A 17,077-nucleotide genomic window follows, 5' to 3' on the forward strand; every position below is an offset into this window, starting at 1 on the left:
CGGGCGGGTTGAGATCCTCAAGCGTGACCGCTCCCTTGAACTTCGCCTTAACCGGTCCGATCTTTGTCGTCACCGCTGCATTCATTTCCGTCTCGGACGTTTTTTCCAAGCTCTCGCAACCAGGTATGCAGGCTTTCAAAACCTCAGGGTCGTTCAGCGCGCGCCATACCTCTTCACGGCTCGCCGGAATCAATTGGCTGCCCGAAATATCCATAGTGTCCTCCCACCTGAATATCTTAAAAAATCAGGATCACTAGAAAAGAACAGAGAATTGCGACTGTACACTGTACTTTAGGCCGGGTCGGGTCCCGCTTTACAAGTTTCGGATTCTAAAGCTACAAATTGAGCGTGGTGACGGATTGCCCGAAAACAAGGGACGCCGCACCGCGGGAGGAGAGATTGAACCCACACTTCGGGACGCGCCACGAGTGCGGCGTGGTGGTGCTGACCACCAGTCCGCAGGAAGAACATTCATTCTGGGTCGATATCGGAACGGCCGCCCGGTCGGGACGATACGCAATCGGACTGCTGTTTTTTTCACAAGACTGCTTCCCGGCCGATGCGATCAAGAACCGGATGGCCGAACACGCTCCGGAACTGACTTACGCCGCCTGTTCGACCGCAGGTGAAATCGGTGGGCCGGACGAAGAAGTCGGTCAATGTCTGGCCGTGTTGTTTCCAAAGGACCTTTTTCTGGCGACCGCGGTGCGCATCGACGGGATCCGTACCATCGGCTTCGACCGGATTGTTGCACAGGTCAAGGAGGCCCGGCAGACATTCGCAAATACCGGCGATGCGCTTTCGGGAACGAACGAACCCGGAGACGTATTCGCCATCTGCCTCATCGACGGCATGTCGGTTGTCGAGGAAATGGTAACGGCAGCGCTTCACTGGGCACTGGAGGATATCCCCTTGCTTGGAGGATCGGCCGGGGACAGCATGCGCTTCAAAAAAACGTCCCTGATCCTCGATGGTGAAATCGGAGACAATTGTGCGATCGTGCTTTTCTTCCGCAGCATAGTTCCATTCAAGATCTTCAAAACCGACAATTTCGTTCCGACCGATCGCAAGCTTGTCGTGACGAGTTCCGATCCCGAGCGCCGTATTATCTACGAATTCAACGCCACGGAAGCAGCTGCCGAATATGCCCGTGCCGTCGGCATCGATCCGGGAGCCCTGTCGCCGATGAGTTTTGCCTCCCATCCGCTGGTGGTGCGGGTCGGCGGCGAGTACTATTGCCGATCGGTCCAGAAGGTAAACCCGGACGGGTCGCTGTCCTTTTTCTGTGCGATCGACGACGGCATCGTTTTGACCGTTGCCGAGCCAACCGGCATGACAAGGTCGACCAACGAGGCCTTCGAGAATGTGGTTGGAGAAATCGGCGATATCGATTTCGTATTGGGGTTCGACTGCGTCCTTCGCCGGATCGACGCACAGAACCGTCAGGCAACACAGAGAATTCAGAAGATCTACCAGAAGTACAATGTTGTCGGTTTCAACACCTACGGCGAACAGTATCTGTCAATGCATCTCAATCAGACCTTTACCGGAATTGCTTTCGCACGCCTTCCTGAAGCTGCGGGAGAAGCATCATGAGCCTGTCCGACATTGACGACGTCATCCGACTGCAGAAGATCAACGCCGCGCTGGTGGACCGGGTCGAGCAGGCAATGGACCAGCAGAGAAACGCCTTTTCGCTGTTCCAGACCGCAATCTCCCTGGAAGGGCAGGTGCGGCGGCGCACGGACGAACTGACATCAACGCTCCGTACGCTCGAGGAAACCAATATCGAACTTGCCCGTCAAAAGGATATTTCAGAAGGTGCCAACCGATCGAAGACGCAGTTCCTTGCCGCTGCAAGTCATGACATTCTCCAACCGCTCAACGCGGCACAGCTGACGATATCATCCCTTTACGACCTGCAGGTTTCAGAGCAGGCCCGCCTGATGGTGAACCAGGTCGAACGGTCACTGGACACCATGAACGAGCTGCTACGTACGCTGCTGGACATCTCGAAACTCGACGCCGGCGTCACCACACCCCGTTTCGCGTCGGTGCCAATTCCGCCGATTCTTGCCAGTCTCCTGTCCGACCTGCGCCCCATAGCGGAAAAAAAGGGCCTTCGTCTGCGAGTCGCCGTGACCAACGATTGCGTCTACACGGACCGCCTGATGCTGCGGCGCGCGCTTCAGAACCTGATTACGAATGCCATTCGCTACACGGACCGTGGCGGCGTTCTGATCGGAACGCGGCGGCGTGGAGACGACATCTCGATCGAAGTCATCGATACCGGAGCGGGGATCCACGAAGACCAGCTAGAAATGATCTTCGAGGAATTTCACCGCGGACCGCTTCCTCAAGGCGACGCGGAGCACGGAACAGGGCTGGGCCTTGGTCTGGCGATTGTCAGACGATTGGTGACCGCGCTCAATCACAAGGTCTCCGTGCGCTCGGTTCCGGGAAAAGGGAGTGTCTTCCGTATCCGTGCCAGGCGGACAGACGCCCCTCCTTCGCTCGTCAGCACGGTTGCGGTTTCCGTGCCGTCTCCGGCAGCCAATGCAAATCTCGCCGGGAAAAAGATACTCGTGATCGAAAACGACCCGGCCGTACTGGAGGCCATGGAAGGATTGCTTGCCAAATGGGGATGTCACTACAGGATAGCGCGGTCAACGCCCCAGGCGCTTGAGGCGCTTGAAGGAATGACCTGGTTGCCGGATCTGATCATTGCCGATCATCATCTCGATTTCGGACATCTGGGGACGGACACGCTGGAGCGTCTGTTTGACGTTATGCCCTTACGGGTCCCGACGATTCTGGCAACAGCCGATTCATCGCAGACACTCGTGGAACACGCAAAACATCTCGGTGTCGAACATCTGCCCAAGCCGGTCAAACCTGCTCAACTCCGGGCTCTGGCAACTCACCTCATCAACTCGAACAAGTAACCTGTGCCTGCGTCGTTTCAACTGTGCTGCGACACCGGCTTTTCGCCCGGGTGCGCCGTTGCGCTGGTGTCGAACGGTTCTGCGGTTCCGAGAGCTTCCAGCTTCTTCACTTCGATGACTGCCTGCGTTCGGCTTGAAACACCCAGTTTGCGCAGGATTTCCGAAACATGCGCCTTCACAGTCGTCTCGCCGACCTGCAGCTCATAGGCGATCTGCTTGTTCAACAGTCCATTGCAGATCATCCGAAGGACCCGGATCTGCTGCGGCGTCAGACTGGACAGTCGCTCGATCATATCCCGTGTCACGTCATCAAGAGGTTCGTCATTCGTGGCACTGTATTTGTCGGGCAGATAGGTCGCGCCGTTCATGACCTGCTGAATAGCGTGCGCCAGCGTGGCCTTCTTGGAGGATTTCGGAATGAACCCGGCCGCGCCGTAGGCCATTACCTGGGCGACGATCGGCGCATCTTCCGATCCTGAGACGACGACAACCGGAAGCCTCGGATAATGCGCTCTCAAGTGCAAAAGCCCATCCATGCCTGTCACACCGGGAATCGACAGATCCAGAAGCGCAAGGTCAAATCCTTCATCGTCATCCAGCAGTTCACAGGCGTCCTCCAGCGACGCGGCGTCAAGCGCATCCGAATCGGGATAGGCAAGCTCCACGGCACTGTGAAGCGCTTCCCGGAAAAGGGGATGATCGTCAATGATCAGGAACCTCGTGGCGCTGCCACGCTCAATTGACATGCCTCTCTCCTCCAGGCTGTGGACAATTGCAGCGGTCGTTTCACATCTTCATGATCGTGCGGCAGCCGGAACGCGTCCGTCCGACAAGCCGCCGGATGTACCGAGCCGTGCCTTGTCAGGACATCACCGATCATGCGCGTTTCAAAACCCTGCATAATCCGTGCTGGTACGGGTTTGTGCCTCTCCCGCAGCATTACCACCCATGTCCCAGGCAATCGGTCGGGCGACGATACTCGAACCGGCCGGGAAGGACCAGACCCGGGATGGAATGACATGGACACTCCCCTGGCAACGGTCGCTTCATCAACCGCAACTAACGGCGTTTTGAGTTGGTCCAGTGGTGTGCGCACCTTAAGGTCCGATCGTCGATCCCAAAGGAAAATTGGTAACTGCCCATGAGATTTCTGACGGTCGCCGGTCTTTTGTTCATGACCTTTGGTTTTGCCGCCGGTCATGCCCAGGAACAAAAGGACCATCCCTGCGGGCTGGAAGCGGCATGCAGCGTTGACGAGCGATTGTATCGTGCAAAGCCGCCAGAGGGTTGGGACGGCAAACAAGCGCTGCCGGTTCTGATCCATTTTCATGGCTGGAAACGCGATTCCAAACATCCCCTGAAAAACCCGAAGGTTCTGAGCGCGATCAACCAGAACGGCGCACTGCTGGTGGCGCCGGAAGGTCTTGGCCGAACCTGGGACTTCTGGGATCGCGGCAACCGCGACGTCCCGTTTGTTCGCGCCGTGATCGAAGATGTGGCGAAACGGTATCCCATCGACAAAAGCAGAATCTTCGCAACGGGCTTTTCCTACGGCTCCGCGATGGCCTGGCGCGTGGCGTGCGATTCCGCGGATCTGATCGCGGGTATTCTGCCTGCCGCCGGCACGCTTTTCAGGCAGGAAAGCATGACATGCCCAACCGGACCGGTAAATGTCATGCATGTTCACGGTTTCAAGGACAATGTCATGGACCTGCCGCTCGGGCCAGACGGTGATCCGAACGCTGCCGTCGATCTCTGGCGCCGGACAAATCTTTGCGCGGCGGAGCCGGACGGACAGGAAACGCTGAACGGTCACGACTGCCGTACCTGGTCGACTTGTCAAAGCGGCAAGGAAGTCATGTTGTGCCTTCATCAGCGGGGCCATATCGTTCCCAAGGGCTGGATCGCCACCGCCCTGGAACGGGCCCTCAAGAAATACAGGCTCGGCGAGAACTCCTGACAGCATATTGCCGGATGAGCGCGTTGCCGGAAGCCCCGGACACGCCGGCCCTTTGCGTGCCGGATATGATCTGCCGGCTCTTGCCGGAACCGGGTCACATCTGGTTCGGAAGAAACAGGACAAGGGCGGGCAGCGACAGCAACAGAAGCAGCCTGACGATATCCACCATCCAGAACGGCGTCACGCCCTTGAAGATCGTTGCAGTCGGCACGTCTCTTACCACCGCCCTGAGCACGAACACGTTCAGGCCCACCGGCGGAGTGATAAGGCTGATTTCGGTAACGACCACCACGATGACGCCGAACCAGATCGGATCATAGCCAAGCCCCGTAACGATCGGAAAGAAGATCGGCACCGTCAGGAGCAGCATGGAGAGGCTCTCAAAGACACAACCGAGCGCAATATAGATCAACAATATGATGCACATGACCATCCAGGGCGGCAGGTCGTATGCGGTCACAAGGTTACTGAGGGCGGCCGGAAGACCTGCAACGTTGACGAAATTCGAGAAGATCCAGGCTCCGATCAGAACGGCAAAGAGACCGGCCGTCGTCATGGCGGTTTCCCGGAGCGCCTCGAAAGTTGTCGATATCGAAAGACGGCGCCGGGCTATCGCAATCAGAAAAGCTCCCATGGCGCCCATGCCGGCAGCTTCGGTCGGGGAGAAACTCAGGTTGAGAGGTGGAATATCAAAGACACCATACAACCCGCCGATCACCAGAAAGAATAGCAGCAGGACTGCCCAGACATCCTTCAGGGCGGACAGTTTTTGCGCGCCGGTTGCGCGCGGTCCGGCAGGGCCCGCATCCGGATCACGCCAGACCGTGAACTTCACGGCGACCAGATAAAGCAGGATACCGATGAGGCCCGGGATCACACCGGCAACAAACAGCTTGCCGATGGAGGTTTCCGTCAACAGGCCATAGATGACGAGGATGACGGACGGGGGAATGAGAATACCGAGTGTTCCGCCCGCTGCAATCGACGCAGTCGACAGCTTGTCGCTGTAACCGAAACGCCGCATTTCGGGCATCGCGACCTTCGACATGGTTGCAGCCGTCGCAAGGGACGAGCCGGAGATGGCGGCAAAACCACCACAAGCGACAATGGTTGCCATCGCCAGTCCGCCACGAAGATGACCGAGAAACGCGTTGGACGCTGCATAAAGCTCCCGGCTGATCCCGGCCTTGTTCACAAACAGGCCCATCAGGATAAACAGTGGCACAACGGACAGACCATAGTCCTGGCTGGTGTCGATGATCAGACGCGCCGCCATGGAGATCGACGCCCGATAGCTGGTCTCGATCATGAAGCCGATCATGCCGACAAAGCCCATGGCAAAGGCGATGGGAATGCGCAGCATCACCAGGGCCAGCACCGCTGCGAAACCGAGAAGACCTTCAAGCATGCGGTGCGCTCATCAATTTCGGGGCAAAAAGATATCCGAGACCCCGGACGATCAGGACAACGGATGTCACGGCAGTCACAGCAGCGATAAACCAGCCCACATAATGAAGGGACACGCCAAGATACTCCATGACATCACCGTAGGATCTGCTGCGCTCAGCCAGAACGAAGACGCGTATTGCCGGCCAGATCAGGATCACACCGCAAAAAAGGTTGGTAAATGCATCGCGCCAGCGCGCGAGGTGGTTCCGCTTGAAAAATCCATCAAGCAGATCAACGCTGATATGCCCACCTTGTGCCGAGACAACCGGCAACACTGAAAATACCATGATCGCCATCAACAATCGGGTCATGTCCGCGGCCACTTCAATCGGGGCGTTGAACACCGAGCGAAGCACGACATCGCAGAATGTCATGACCATGAGCACGAAGAGAGCAAGCGAAGCGAGGACGGCCGGCAGGCGGACCGCAAGCTTTAGGAAGTGCGACACAAGAGATCCCTTTGAAGCCGAAGGCCCGGCGCGAAGCCGGACCATCGGGTTTCGTCAGTTTCCGGCCATCTCTTTCTTGACCATTTCATAGGCGGACTTGGCATCCAGTCCGGCGTCCTGAAGTTCGGCCAGAACCTTGTCGGTCACATCCTTCGAGATCTTTTCGAAGGCAGCAACGTCGTCTTCGCTGGCAGGCGTTATCTTGGTTCCTTCGGCGTTCTTGGTCGCTTCATAGGCGATCTTGTCCGACTTGTCCCAGGCGGCACCCGCCATGCGGCTGGCCGGCTCTCCGAAGACTTTTTCATCGAGCGCCTTTTGAACATCTTCCGGCAGGCTGTCGAAAGTTTCCTGACTCATGATGATGGCAAAGGAGCCACGGTAAAGACCACCAGGCATGTCGTAAAGGTTCTTGGCAACCTCGTTCAGCTTGAAGCCGACACGCTCGCCCACGTTCATGGCGACGGCATCGGCAGCTCCTGAGTCCAGGGTTTCGTAAACCTTGGGTGCGGGAACGTTGATACCGATCAGTCCGAGGGCAGCGCCCACGTCGCCGGCAACACCACCGCCGATACGGGTTTTCAGACCGTTCATATCAGCCAGGCTTGCGACGTCCTTGCTGGAATGAATCTGTCCGGGACCGTGGGTATTCAGGGAAATGACCTTCACGCCGCGATGCTCGTCGAGAGCGGCAAGATGTTCGTCGTGAACACGCCAATAGGCGACGGAAGCCGCTTCTGCGCTGCCCTCGTATCCCGGCAGTTCGATCAGTTTGGTTCCTACAAACCGGCCCGGCTGGTAACCGTGAAAGATGATCGCCATGTCCGCTGCGCCATCAAGTACAAGGTCCATCTGCGCCGGTGGCGGGGCAAGACCGAAAACCAGTTCACCCGTTACTTCACCACCCGTCGCATCTTCCATCATGTCGACAAGGCCGGCAAATATCTCGGTATTGATGCCATGAGTTGGCGGCAGCCAGCTCGAAATCTTCAAAACGGTTTCGGCGGAAAGCGCCGATACGCTCAAGCAGAGCGAAACAGCCGTTGCCCCTGCAATCCTGACAAGCGAATTCATTTTCCTCTCCCTCGGAATGTGTGTCTCACTTCAGGGCTTTTCCTCCTCGCCCGAGACCAGACTTCAAATCTTCCCTTCAACCCGGCTGCTTGTCAAGAAATATGAAACTGCATATATTTTTTGCAACCTGTGAAGAGTCTTGTGACAAGAGACTACAACCCAAATCGTCAGTCGCGACAGTCGATCAGACGATGAAAACGTCAGCCGTCCCCTCGCTTTGCGCGATCATTCGGCGACCTGGCACGATTCTCTCGTTCGAAATTCACCGCATTCGTTTCGGCTGATGTATTATTGACCGACCGGACGATAAATGCAAACACAAATGTCGTGCATTTTCAATTCTTGTGCACCCGGCGCGCAATCCATTGTATATCTGGGAAATCAATTGGGAGGAAAGAATTGGAAATTCCCTTCAAAACCAAACGCATGCTCAATTTCGGCGATTGTGACATCTCCGGCACCGCCTATTTTCCATCATACCTCAACATCCTGAACGGTGTGAACGAGGAGTTCTGGCTGCATCTGGGCTTTCCGTGGCACAAGATCATCTGGGAGGAACGCTGGGGCACGCCGACGGTCCACATTTCGAGCGACTTTTCTAGTCCCTCGTTCTTCGGCGAAGAGCTGGAATTCGAGGTAACAGTCCAGCGCGTGGGCCGGTCGTCGGTCACCTTGCATCACGAGATCAACTGCAAGGGACAGAAGCGCTGGTCGAGCACTCAGGTGCTCGCGGCGAGCAACCTGGACGAACATACATCCATTCCGTGGCCGGACGACGTCAAGGAAGCCCTGCTCGCGTGCATCCAGGAAGACAAAACCTGAACGGGCTAGATCGCAAGTGTCCCGACGCTCGCGCCACCGCAGACATAAAGCGTCTGTCCGGTGACGAAGCTGTTCTCCGGATTGCAGAAAAACAGGAATGCATTGGTTACATCCTGCACCGTGCCAATACGGCCCACCGGAATGCGCTTTGCCAATGCCTCCTGCTGCGGACTGTCCTTTTCAACGATACCCCAGAAATTGTCAGTCAGGACCGGGCCCGGTGCAACCACATTTACGGTGATGCCGTGCGGAGCAAGTTCCAATGCCCAGGTGCGCGCCATTCCGATCATTCCGGCCTTGCTCGCGCTGTAAGCCGTCCTTGTAGGCGCTCCGAGCGCAGCACGGGAGGCATTGAACATCACACGGCCGAATTTGCGCTCTTTCATTCCGGGTAGTGCGGCCTGAAGAAGCGTAAGAGCCGACCCCAGATGCAGTTGCGCCAGGCCGGTAATGTCTTCTGGCCTTGCCTCCTCCACCAGGTTCGGCCAGATAAGCCCGGCATTGTGGATCAGGTGCGAGACCTGAAATTCGGCACCAATGGTTTCAGCTGCGGCTGCAACGGCCTCCGGATCCAGGAGATCCGCTTCAACCGAATGCAGGTTGGGATGGTTCTTTTCCGGAGCCGCGCGCGCCACCGACACGACGGTATAGCCCTGTCCGAGCAGCCTTTCCGCAAGATCGGCCCCGATGCCCTTGTTGCCACCGGTAATGACTGCCGTAAATTCACTCATTCGCTCACCATTGCCAGAACGCGGAGCGGGCTGCCGGTTCCGTTCTTGATTTTCAGGGGAGCCGCAATCAATACGGCACCGGTTGCAGGAAGCTGATCCAGGTTTGCAAGACACTGCAAACCGTATTTCCCGGCGCCGTGCAGGTAAAAATGCGCCGGATAGGGTGGCGTATAGTGAGCGCCCTGACCGCCATCGGTACCGACCGTTTCGGTTCCAAAGCCGCGAATATTCCGTTCTTCGATGAGAAACCGGATGCCGTCGGGGGTCGGGCCGGGGGAGTGCGGTCCATCTTCACGCATGTTCAGATAATCGGCACCGCTGCGTTTCGACCAGTCAGTCCGCATCAACACCCATGCATCTTCGGGAATTTCGCCATGCTCGGCTTCCCAACCGGCAATAAAATCAGGCGTCAGCTCGAAATCCTCGTTCTCAGCAGCGCCACTTGAACAGTCTATGACCACGACAGGACCGACGAAAGCCTCGATCGGAATTTCATCAACAGCCCCCCTGGGGACGTCCCGACCGGAAATCCAGTGGGATGGGGCATCGAAATGAGTGCCCGTGTGTTCGGACATCGAAATATTGTGCCATTTCCACGCGGGCCCACGATGATCATAAGCGCTGATTTCTTCCATTCGGAAACGGGCGCACTGATTGAACTCGGGCGGAAGCACGATTACCGGGAAATCCGGATCAAGAGTGTGCGTAAGATCGATGATCCTGACCGAGCCTCCAGCAAGGCCGGACACCAGGGTTTCCAGAGCCGTCATGCTCCCTCTACTCCTTGCGTGAGTTCACGTTCGAGAACCTTGGGATCCCTCCGCCAACGCTCACGGATTTCGTTTGCGACATCACCACACCAGACGTCTTCCAACCCCTGCTTCAATCCAGCAACCACAGCACGCGCAAGTGCGTTCGGAGCCACCTTGGGAGGTGGTAGTTCCTGATACCAATCGTCATCTGTCGGCCCGGTGAAGACGTTCATCACGCGGAGTCCCGATGTCCGGAATTCGCCGCGCAAGGACTGACTTAATGAATAGGCTGCAGCGTTGGAGGCGGTGAAGCACCCGTATTCTGGCGCGTTGGAAAGGGCATGAACGGACAGGATATTGACCCAGGCGGCAGCCGAATTGACACCGTCTCCGGTACGCGAGCACATTCCAGGTCCGAAAGCCTGTGCAAGGCGCATCGGACCAAGATAGTTGACGTCCATTTCTTCGCGGGCGAATGCAGTGTCGCCGCGATCCAGGGCCCCGCCCGGTCGCATGAAACGGGCGTTGTTGATCAGAATGTCGGTCTTTCCACCAATCTCACCCGCAAGTTTTTCGACCGAGGCCGTATCCGTCACATCAAGTGGAAGAATTTCAACATTCTCAAGTTCCGCGAGCGTGCTTCGGTTGGCATGCGGACGCCAGCTTTCAGATTCGCCCAAAAACACCGTTGCAGCGCCGGCATCAAGCAGAGCCCCTGCCAGCGCAGGCGTGTTGGGATTGCGCAGGTCGGTTATCAGGATACGGCGGTGCTTCGGGTCGGCAGACAGTGCGCGCAGTTGCGGGTCGTCGTCCATATTGTCCGTCCTTTCCGCCGGCACTGCCAGCAATACACCCTGGCCGGCTGCATCCAGCCGGTTGAGGATCGTCACTTTGTCGTCGCGGCGACAATCACCATGAAGGTGACAGAGGATCACCGGTCCGACATCCAGCCGGACAGATCCCATGCGCCAGGGCATGCGTTCGCGGAAATAGAGCTTTGTTGACGTGCGAACCGTCGTCTCCGCCAGCAACGTGCCGGACGAAGACTGATCCCGCCACACCAGGTCCGTCGACAAGCAGGCTTTACAGGCGTCACGCGGCGGATACTGGACGGTGGCGCACTCTTCGCAGACCTGTAACGCGAAGCGCCCCTCGGCGGCTGCGGCAGTCAGACCAAGCGCTGCACGAGACCGGGCCTCGGGTGGACGCAGTGGCGGCTTTGTTCGCTTCTGCGGATCCTTTTTGGAAGGCGGCCGGAGCGGTGGCGTCATGCAGACACTCCCGATTTCAGGATCGCTGCGCTGGTGCATACACCGCGATCATAGTTGATCATGCCGAAACCGGAGACCAACGCCTTACTGGCGTCTTTCACCTGGGTGCCGCCTGCAACGCCCTGAACCTGGCGGAGCGCTTCCACGAGCCCAATGAAGCCGCCCGCTGCACCTGCCTGCCCGGCGGACAATTGCCCACCGGACGTGTTGTGCGGGAAATCGCCCGTGACGGTCAGGTTCCTGGTGCGCACGAACTCGGGCCCACTCCCCTTGTCGCAAAAACCGAGATCTTCCATTTGCATCATGGAGATAACAGGATAGTCGTCATAGGTCTGCAGGAGATCGATATCGTCCGGCGTGCAATCAGCCATCTCATAAAGTTCGTCGATATCGAGCGTCCAGCCACCACGCAGCTGGATCGGGTCTTCCGCATGCGCATTGTGCCGCTCTATCGTGCTGCCGATGGTGGCAAAGGGAAGATTGCGACGCGTGGCTTCCTCCACGGACATGACAAGAAAACACTCCGAGCCGGCACACGGCATGACGCAATCAAACAGTGCAATCGGGTCCGCAATCGGCCGTGCAGACAGATACTGCTCAAGTGTCAGCTGTTTCTTCATCACCGCATTCGGGTTCTTCAGCGCGTTTTCGCGCTGAGCGACACAGATCCGGCCGAAATCCTCGCGGGTCGCGCCGAACTCCTGCATGTAGCGGTCGGTCATGAGTGCGAAGTTGGCGTTCGGCCCACCATAACCATAGGGATATGAGGCATCCTGCGCGAACCTTGAAAAACTCGAAAGCATATTCCGGAAACTGTCGATATGGTTTGTATCACCCGCCACGCAGGCAACGAAATCGGCATCTCCTGCCTGGACTGCCCGGGCGGCGCGGCGAAGTGCGACAACACCGCTCGCCCCACCCATCGGAATGTGGTCGAGCCATCTCGGAACGAGGCCGAGATGCTGCGTCAACCCGACCGCGGTATCAGGAAACAATGTGAAACTGGAAACGGAAAGGCCGTCGAGATCGGCAGGCTTCAACCCGGCAGCCCGCAAGGACCCGCGAAGTGCTCTTGCGATCCACCAATGCGCTGTCTCGATAGAATAACGCTGATAAGGCGTCGAAAACGGAGCGGTAACCGCGATCCCCTCATAACCCAAGCGCTTTCCCATCAACTGGCCTGCCGTTTCTTCAGGTACCCGGTGGCAACAGTATCGGGATCTTCAAGCAACTGCACAGCCAAATCTTTCAGAGCCGCCCGCTGAATTTTTTGCGTCGCGGTCAATGGCAGCTTGTCGACAAAGGCGATAAAGCCCGGAGCCTTGTAGTAAGCCATCTGTTCAAGGCACCAGCGGGTGATGGCTTCTGCCTTTTGCGGACTTGCGCCGCGAACCTTGAGGCAGGCAAACACTTCATCACCGCGAACAGGGTCCGGCACAGGTGCAATCCCGGCCGCCTCGATGTCCGGATGGCGCATGAGGATCGATTCAACTTCCACGGCCGCAATGTTTTCACCCGATCGCCGAATGACGTTCTTCTTGCGGTCGACGAAGAACATATTGCCGTCCCGGCCGCGTCGCACGATATCACCGGTGTGAAACCAGCCGCCCTGCCAGGCTTCGGCGGTTGCAGCTGCATCCTTGTAATATTCGGAAAAGAAACCGTAGCGCGGATCGCCACCCGCGCGGCGGACCAGCAACTCCCCCACATCAGAGGGGGTGCCACTGTCATCGACGATAAGACAATCGACGTCTTTCGCCGGCATGCCGATGCTTGCCTGGGCAACCAGCCGTTCCGTGGTTGACGCCGCAATCACGGCCCCCGCACCGGTTTCGGTCATGGCCCAGGCTTCCACAAGCGGAAAACCGAATCGTTGCTCGAATGCGACCTGCAGCTTCGGATCGACACCGGCCCCGAAGCCAAACCGGACGGAGTGCGCACGGTCGCCCGGAGATGGTTCGAAACCCATCAACATGGAGGGCATCACACCGAGATAATGCAGGCAAGTGGCGCTCGAGGCAGCGACATCCGACCACCATTGGCGCGGATGAAATCTGTCCAGGACCGTAAGGCAACCACCCACCGTCACCATCGCCATGAAGGAATAGGCCATGGCGTTCATGTGAAAGACCGGCAACGGCGTGATCATCCGCTCACCTTCTTCAGTGAGGTTTGCCAGACCACCAACACCGGCATACCAGCGCCCTGCGAGAAGAAAATAGGTATTGGGGAGAACGCACCCCTTCGGCTTGCCCGTGGTTCCGGATGTATAAAGAATGGCAGCTTCCCGCGCTTCTCCTGCATTCGGCCGCATCACCACCGCATCTCGCCTGGGTTCGGGGAACTCCTGCGATGGTCCGACAACAGCTGCCCTGACGCCCGCGGCCTTCGCTGCCGATCCGAGTTCAGCGTGACGGCTTTCGATCGCAACGATCAGCGCCGGCTCCGAGTGCCCGATAAGATATTCCAACTCTGCGGCGCGCAGATCCGGATTGATCGGCACAACGGAACCGCCGATACGATTGACCGCCAGCCAATAGAGAAAGAAGGAAGGGCGGTTCTCCAACAGAAGGGCAACGCGCATGCCTGCACCATATCCTGCACGCGCCAGGTCTTCTGCAAGGGCATCAATTTGCTGCAGGGCCGTACGGTATGACATTTCGCCAAGCGCAATGCCATAGACCTTCGCCGTTCCGGAAAGCACGTTCAGAACCGGGCGGTCTGGATACCTGGTTCCCGTTGCCGCAAAGGCTTCATATACAGTTGAAAGACCGGGCACGTTCATGGCAGCAGCTGAATATTGCCGAAAGCCGCATCGCAATTCAGGATATCGACACGCTTGTTCGCGATCCGCAGCACCCCGTCGACCACGGCAAGTTCGTGCACAGCAGTCAACGCCAGGAGAAACTGTTCGTCCAGCCGGGTTTCGACGTAGTGCATCGATGTGTTGGTCACGACCCGGTTGTCGGTCATCTCGTCTATGAAGGGGCGCTGAATCACGTGATGGCACCGGCTCTTCGGCTTCTGACTGAAGGTTCTGGCCCCATTCAGTCGCTCCACCCGCAGACGCAGCATGAACATGTCTTCGTAAAGCAGTGACGTCACCAGATGAGGGTCGGTCTGCTTGTAGTCAAGCGGCATCCAGTAGTGGCCGTCCTCCAGCCAGAGAGCCAGCCACTCGTCGTAGCGGCCCTCGTCGAGCATCCTCGCCTCTTCATAGAGGAAGTCGATGACCTGTTCCTTTGAAACGGCCATTACGCCTCCTCCATCGATACTGTCATGAATTTAACCCAGGCATCGAACTGGTTGCGCATCTGGCGTTCCGTTGTACCGTTCTCGACAGTCTCCTCGGAAAAGTCCTCCTCCCCGGTTCGCAGCCGCTGGATGTTGACCCATTCCATGCCGTTCGACATGAGGCCTTCCTGTGCCCGCTCGTACATTTCCAGATCGTCGTGCCCGACCATCGAGGTCGGAGCGTTGATCATCCGGTTGTACATGGCGGTACGAGACAGGAGTTGATCCGGTGCGCCGACCAGCCGGTAAATATAGCTTTCCACCAGCGTCTTGTTCGGCCCGAGCGGAATGAAGTTTCTGAGCTGCTGGATCGGTCCCTTGATCATGATGTTCGGAAAATAGACCGTGTTGTGCCGGTTTTCGTCGAGAATCTCCCTGGCACGCTCCTCGCCATGGGCCTCGCACAAGGCCTCGAAATAGCCGGGAACCGCCGAGTAGTCCGAATGGATCGAATGGTGGACGCCTGTGTGCCCGTGGCCGTTCGGCCAGGTGCGTATGCCCATCTTTTCGAAGAACTCGTAGGGTGACATGAAAGGAGCAATGATCTCCATCGCAGGTGGCCGCGGCTCTGGATTGCCCATTTCCTTCCAGATTTTCACCGCTGTGCCGGCAGAACTTTCGTGGGCAACCATCGGATGGCAGGTGTCCGTCTGGTTCTCCACCAGCATCTTCCAGTTACACTTGTGCATGTAGCGCAGTGGAGGCCCGGCAATCTCCAGTCGACCTGCCGGAGACCGGTCGACCATGTTGTCGATCGAACTCAGGCTGTCACCGAAGAACTCGTCGAAGTCGATCCCATCGGACGCGAGACGGGCAAAGACAAACCCCCGGTAGTTTTTGACGGCCCCGACCGGTGTCATGCCTTTGGCGCTTTCGCTTTCGGAAAAGCCGGTCTCCTCGTAGCCTTTCTTCAGAGGTATCGCGAGCAGGCATCCGTTCGTCTTGAACGACCAGGCATGATAGGGGCAGCGGAAGAATTTGCCCGTATTGCCATCCCGGTCGATTGCGATCTTGGTACCCTTGTGCGGACACCTGTTGAAGAGCACGTAGATTTCGCCATCGGAATGTCGAACCTGAATGACTGGCTGATCACCGATTTGCGTGGTGAAGTAGTCACCTTTCTTCGACGTCTGGCTTTCATGGCCGACAAACACCCAGGCATTCGCGAACAGGTGTTCCATTTCCAGCCTGTAGATATCAGGGCTGGTGTAAACGTCTCTGTGGACCTGCGGCCCGGTATACAGGGCGGTGATATCGCTAACTGTCCGCATGCTGGCTTCTCCTCCGGAATGCGACTTACTTCGGGCGCGTGACCTAGATGTCCAGAACCAGACGCGCCGATTTCGCACGACTGACACAAATCTGCATGACCTTCCCAGACGCCTTCTCGGCGTCAGACAACACGACATCCCGGTGATCGGGCGTCCCGCTGATCACATCCGTCTGACAGATGCCGCAATCACCTCTTTGGCAATCATACATGACATCGAGACCGGCTTCCTCGAGCGCCTCGATGATAGTCTGGTCTGGCGCGACGGAGACGACTTGCCCGGTATCGTGCACTTCAATTTCAAACGCTGAATCACCGGTCTGCACCTCCGGCGTGCTGAAAAGTTCGACATGCACGGCGTCGCCCGGAATTCCGGCAGCGGCTGCAGCGGTCCGCGCCGCATCGATCATGCCTTTCGGCCCGCAGATAAAAACATGCGAACCGGCCGTTTGAGCTTGCATGAGTTCGGACAGATCGAGGGGTCCGGTGTCGTCGAAGTAAAAATGTGAAGCTTCGCCAAACGCAGATTTCAGCTGATCCGCAAAGCCCATCCTGGACGAGGTTCTGGCTGAGTAGTGTAGTGCGAAGGACCGGCCTTGCGACTGCAGCCGCGTTGCCATGGAGATCAGCGGCGTGATACCGATCCCGCCTGCAAGCAAGAGGCTATGCGGTGCATCTGGTTCGAGCGGAAAGTCGTTTTTGGGCTCGGTTACGGAAACCGTCTGACCAACAGCGAGATCGTGCATGGCCTTCGATCCGCCCTTGCCATCATCCTCTCGCTGGACCGCAACGGTATAGAGATCAGTGGCTTCGGGCCAGTCGATCAGGGAATAGGCGCGGGTGCCTGCCGGTCCGAGATCGAATTCGATGTGAGCGCCGGGCTCATAGCCGGGCAAAGGTCCGTCCACCTTCGACCGAAACCTGAAGACGTCAATCTGATCCGTCTCCGGCTCCCTGCTTTCAAGAAAAAGTTTCACCGGCAGTCCCTCCTCGAAATAAATATGAAATTTCATATAAATTGAGTCAAGCCTCTTTTTTCCTGAAAGTTTCCGGGCTAAACGAA

Annotated in this window: 17 protein-coding genes; 4 read left to right on the top strand and 13 right to left on the bottom strand. The window is 57.6% G+C overall.

Annotation, left to right across the window (positions count from 1 at the left end):
* The coding region (locus tag LA5095_RS30440; protein ID WP_144436227.1) for an SRPBCC family protein at window positions 1-214 on the bottom strand (214 nt) is incomplete at its 3' end.
* 185 nt (window positions 215-399) lie between these two features.
* On the opposite strand from LA5095_RS30440, the gene LA5095_RS30445 reads away from it, so the two are divergent.
* Together LA5095_RS30445 and LA5095_RS30450 are read left to right on the top strand one after the other, a co-directional pair.
* Window positions 400-1,596, top strand: coding sequence for an FIST N-terminal domain-containing protein (locus tag LA5095_RS30445; RefSeq protein ID WP_055391801.1), 1,197 nt, complete (start codon window positions 400-402; stop codon window positions 1,594-1,596).
* Window positions 1,593-2,945: an ATP-binding response regulator gene (locus LA5095_RS30450; RefSeq protein WP_055391740.1), complete on the top strand. Its 1,353-nt coding sequence runs from the start codon at window positions 1,593-1,595 to the stop codon at window positions 2,943-2,945. Before LA5095_RS30445 ends, LA5095_RS30450 begins: the two co-directional genes overlap by 4 nt.
* 17 nt (window positions 2,946-2,962) lie before the next feature.
* Here the strand turns inward: LA5095_RS30450 and LA5095_RS30455 are convergent, their stop codons facing one another.
* Window positions 2,963-3,691: a response regulator transcription factor gene (locus tag LA5095_RS30455; protein ID WP_055391741.1), complete on the bottom strand. Its 729-nt coding sequence runs from the start codon at window positions 3,689-3,691 to the stop codon at window positions 2,963-2,965.
* A 395-nt stretch (window positions 3,692-4,086) separates the two neighbouring features.
* Here LA5095_RS30455 and LA5095_RS30460 point away from each other — a divergent pair, with 395 nt between their 5' ends.
* Complete coding sequence (locus LA5095_RS30460) at window positions 4,087-4,905, top strand: CE1 family esterase (RefSeq protein WP_055391742.1); 819 nt, start codon at window positions 4,087-4,089, stop codon at window positions 4,903-4,905.
* A gap of 94 nt (window positions 4,906-4,999) precedes the next feature.
* Here the strand turns inward: LA5095_RS30460 and LA5095_RS30465 are convergent, their stop codons facing one another.
* The 3 genes from LA5095_RS30465 to LA5095_RS30475 are packed head-to-tail and all read right to left on the bottom strand — an operon-like array spanning window position 5,000 to window position 7,874.
* Window positions 5,000-6,313, bottom strand: coding sequence for a TRAP transporter large permease (locus LA5095_RS30465; protein ID WP_055391743.1), 1,314 nt, complete (start codon window positions 6,311-6,313; stop codon window positions 5,000-5,002).
* A complete protein-coding gene (locus LA5095_RS30470; RefSeq protein WP_144436228.1) occupies window positions 6,306-6,848 on the bottom strand; it encodes a TRAP transporter small permease in 543 nt (180 codons plus the stop codon). Before LA5095_RS30470 ends, LA5095_RS30465 begins: the two co-directional genes overlap by 8 nt.
* Before the next feature lie 9 nt (window positions 6,849-6,857).
* Window positions 6,858-7,874, bottom strand: a complete 1,017-nt coding sequence (locus LA5095_RS30475) for a TRAP transporter substrate-binding protein (protein WP_055391744.1) — start codon at window positions 7,872-7,874, stop codon at window positions 6,858-6,860.
* Between the two features lie 399 nt (window positions 7,875-8,273).
* Here LA5095_RS30475 and LA5095_RS30480 point away from each other — a divergent pair, with 399 nt between their 5' ends.
* Window positions 8,274-8,696: an acyl-CoA thioesterase gene (locus tag LA5095_RS30480; protein ID WP_306362580.1), complete on the top strand. Its 423-nt coding sequence runs from the start codon at window positions 8,274-8,276 to the stop codon at window positions 8,694-8,696.
* A 5-nt stretch (window positions 8,697-8,701) separates the two neighbouring features.
* Here LA5095_RS30480 and LA5095_RS30485 read toward each other — a convergent pair whose 3' ends face one another.
* From LA5095_RS30485 to LA5095_RS30520, 8 genes are read right to left on the bottom strand one after another with little or no spacing between them, the layout of a single operon-like run.
* Window positions 8,702-9,427 carry an SDR family NAD(P)-dependent oxidoreductase gene (locus LA5095_RS30485; RefSeq protein ID WP_055391745.1) on the bottom strand — a complete coding sequence of 242 codons (726 nt, stop codon included), beginning with the start codon at window positions 9,425-9,427 and terminating at the stop codon, window positions 8,702-8,704.
* Window positions 9,424-10,197 carry a cyclase family protein gene (locus tag LA5095_RS30490; RefSeq protein WP_055391746.1) on the bottom strand — a complete coding sequence of 258 codons (774 nt, stop codon included), beginning with the start codon at window positions 10,195-10,197 and terminating at the stop codon, window positions 9,424-9,426. Before LA5095_RS30490 ends, LA5095_RS30485 begins: the two co-directional genes overlap by 4 nt.
* Window positions 10,194-11,450: an SDR family NAD(P)-dependent oxidoreductase gene (locus LA5095_RS30495; RefSeq protein ID WP_055391804.1), complete on the bottom strand. Its 1,257-nt coding sequence runs from the start codon at window positions 11,448-11,450 to the stop codon at window positions 10,194-10,196. Before LA5095_RS30495 ends, LA5095_RS30490 begins: the two co-directional genes overlap by 4 nt.
* Complete coding sequence (locus tag LA5095_RS30500; protein ID WP_055391747.1) at window positions 11,447-12,622, bottom strand: thiolase family protein; 1,176 nt, start codon at window positions 12,620-12,622, stop codon at window positions 11,447-11,449. The genes LA5095_RS30495 and LA5095_RS30500 overlap by 4 nt, the downstream gene beginning before the upstream one ends.
* Window positions 12,622-14,235: an AMP-binding protein gene (locus LA5095_RS30505; RefSeq protein ID WP_055391748.1), complete on the bottom strand. Its 1,614-nt coding sequence runs from the start codon at window positions 14,233-14,235 to the stop codon at window positions 12,622-12,624. The genes LA5095_RS30500 and LA5095_RS30505 overlap by 1 nt, the downstream gene beginning before the upstream one ends.
* Window positions 14,232-14,705 (bottom strand): aromatic-ring-hydroxylating dioxygenase subunit beta, encoded by a 474-nt coding sequence (locus tag LA5095_RS30510; protein WP_055391749.1) that lies wholly within the window; start codon window positions 14,703-14,705, stop codon window positions 14,232-14,234. Before LA5095_RS30510 ends, LA5095_RS30505 begins: the two co-directional genes overlap by 4 nt.
* Window positions 14,705-16,015 carry an aromatic ring-hydroxylating dioxygenase subunit alpha gene (locus tag LA5095_RS30515; protein WP_055391750.1) on the bottom strand — a complete coding sequence of 437 codons (1,311 nt, stop codon included), beginning with the start codon at window positions 16,013-16,015 and terminating at the stop codon, window positions 14,705-14,707. Before LA5095_RS30515 ends, LA5095_RS30510 begins: the two co-directional genes overlap by 1 nt.
* A gap of 43 nt (window positions 16,016-16,058) precedes the next feature.
* Complete coding sequence (locus LA5095_RS30520; protein WP_055391805.1) at window positions 16,059-16,991, bottom strand: PDR/VanB family oxidoreductase; 933 nt, start codon at window positions 16,989-16,991, stop codon at window positions 16,059-16,061.
* Window positions 16,992-17,077: the final 86 nt, after the last annotated feature.

Source organism: Roseibium album, assembly GCF_001404515.1.
GTDB lineage: Bacteria > Pseudomonadota > Alphaproteobacteria > Rhizobiales > Stappiaceae > Roseibium > Roseibium album.

Coding starts and splice junctions, on each gene's coding strand:
- LA5095_RS30450 (WP_055391740.1), top strand. CDS start 1,593: ATGAGCCTGTCCGACATTGACGACGTCATCCGACTGCAGAAGATCAAC.
- LA5095_RS30455 (WP_055391741.1), bottom strand. CDS start 3,691: ATGTCAATTGAGCGTGGCAGCGCCACGAGGTTCCTGATCATTGACGAT.
- LA5095_RS30460 (WP_055391742.1), top strand. CDS start 4,087: ATGAGATTTCTGACGGTCGCCGGTCTTTTGTTCATGACCTTTGGTTTT.
- LA5095_RS30465 (WP_055391743.1), bottom strand. CDS start 6,313: ATGCTTGAAGGTCTTCTCGGTTTCGCAGCGGTGCTGGCCCTGGTGATG.
- LA5095_RS30470 (WP_144436228.1), bottom strand. CDS start 6,848: ATGGTCCGGCTTCGCGCCGGGCCTTCGGCTTCAAAGGGATCTCTTGTG.
- LA5095_RS30475 (WP_055391744.1), bottom strand. CDS start 7,874: ATGAATTCGCTTGTCAGGATTGCAGGGGCAACGGCTGTTTCGCTCTGC.
- LA5095_RS30485 (WP_055391745.1), bottom strand. CDS start 9,427: ATGAGTGAATTTACGGCAGTCATTACCGGTGGCAACAAGGGCATCGGG.
- LA5095_RS30490 (WP_055391746.1), bottom strand. CDS start 10,197: ATGACGGCTCTGGAAACCCTGGTGTCCGGCCTTGCTGGAGGCTCGGTC.
- LA5095_RS30495 (WP_055391804.1), bottom strand. CDS start 11,450: ATGACGCCACCGCTCCGGCCGCCTTCCAAAAAGGATCCGCAGAAGCGA.
- LA5095_RS30500 (WP_055391747.1), bottom strand. CDS start 12,622: ATGGGAAAGCGCTTGGGTTATGAGGGGATCGCGGTTACCGCTCCGTTT.
- LA5095_RS30505 (WP_055391748.1), bottom strand. CDS start 14,235: ATGAACGTGCCCGGTCTTTCAACTGTATATGAAGCCTTTGCGGCAACG.
- LA5095_RS30510 (WP_055391749.1), bottom strand. CDS start 14,705: ATGGCCGTTTCAAAGGAACAGGTCATCGACTTCCTCTATGAAGAGGCG.
- LA5095_RS30515 (WP_055391750.1), bottom strand. CDS start 16,015: ATGCGGACAGTTAGCGATATCACCGCCCTGTATACCGGGCCGCAGGTC.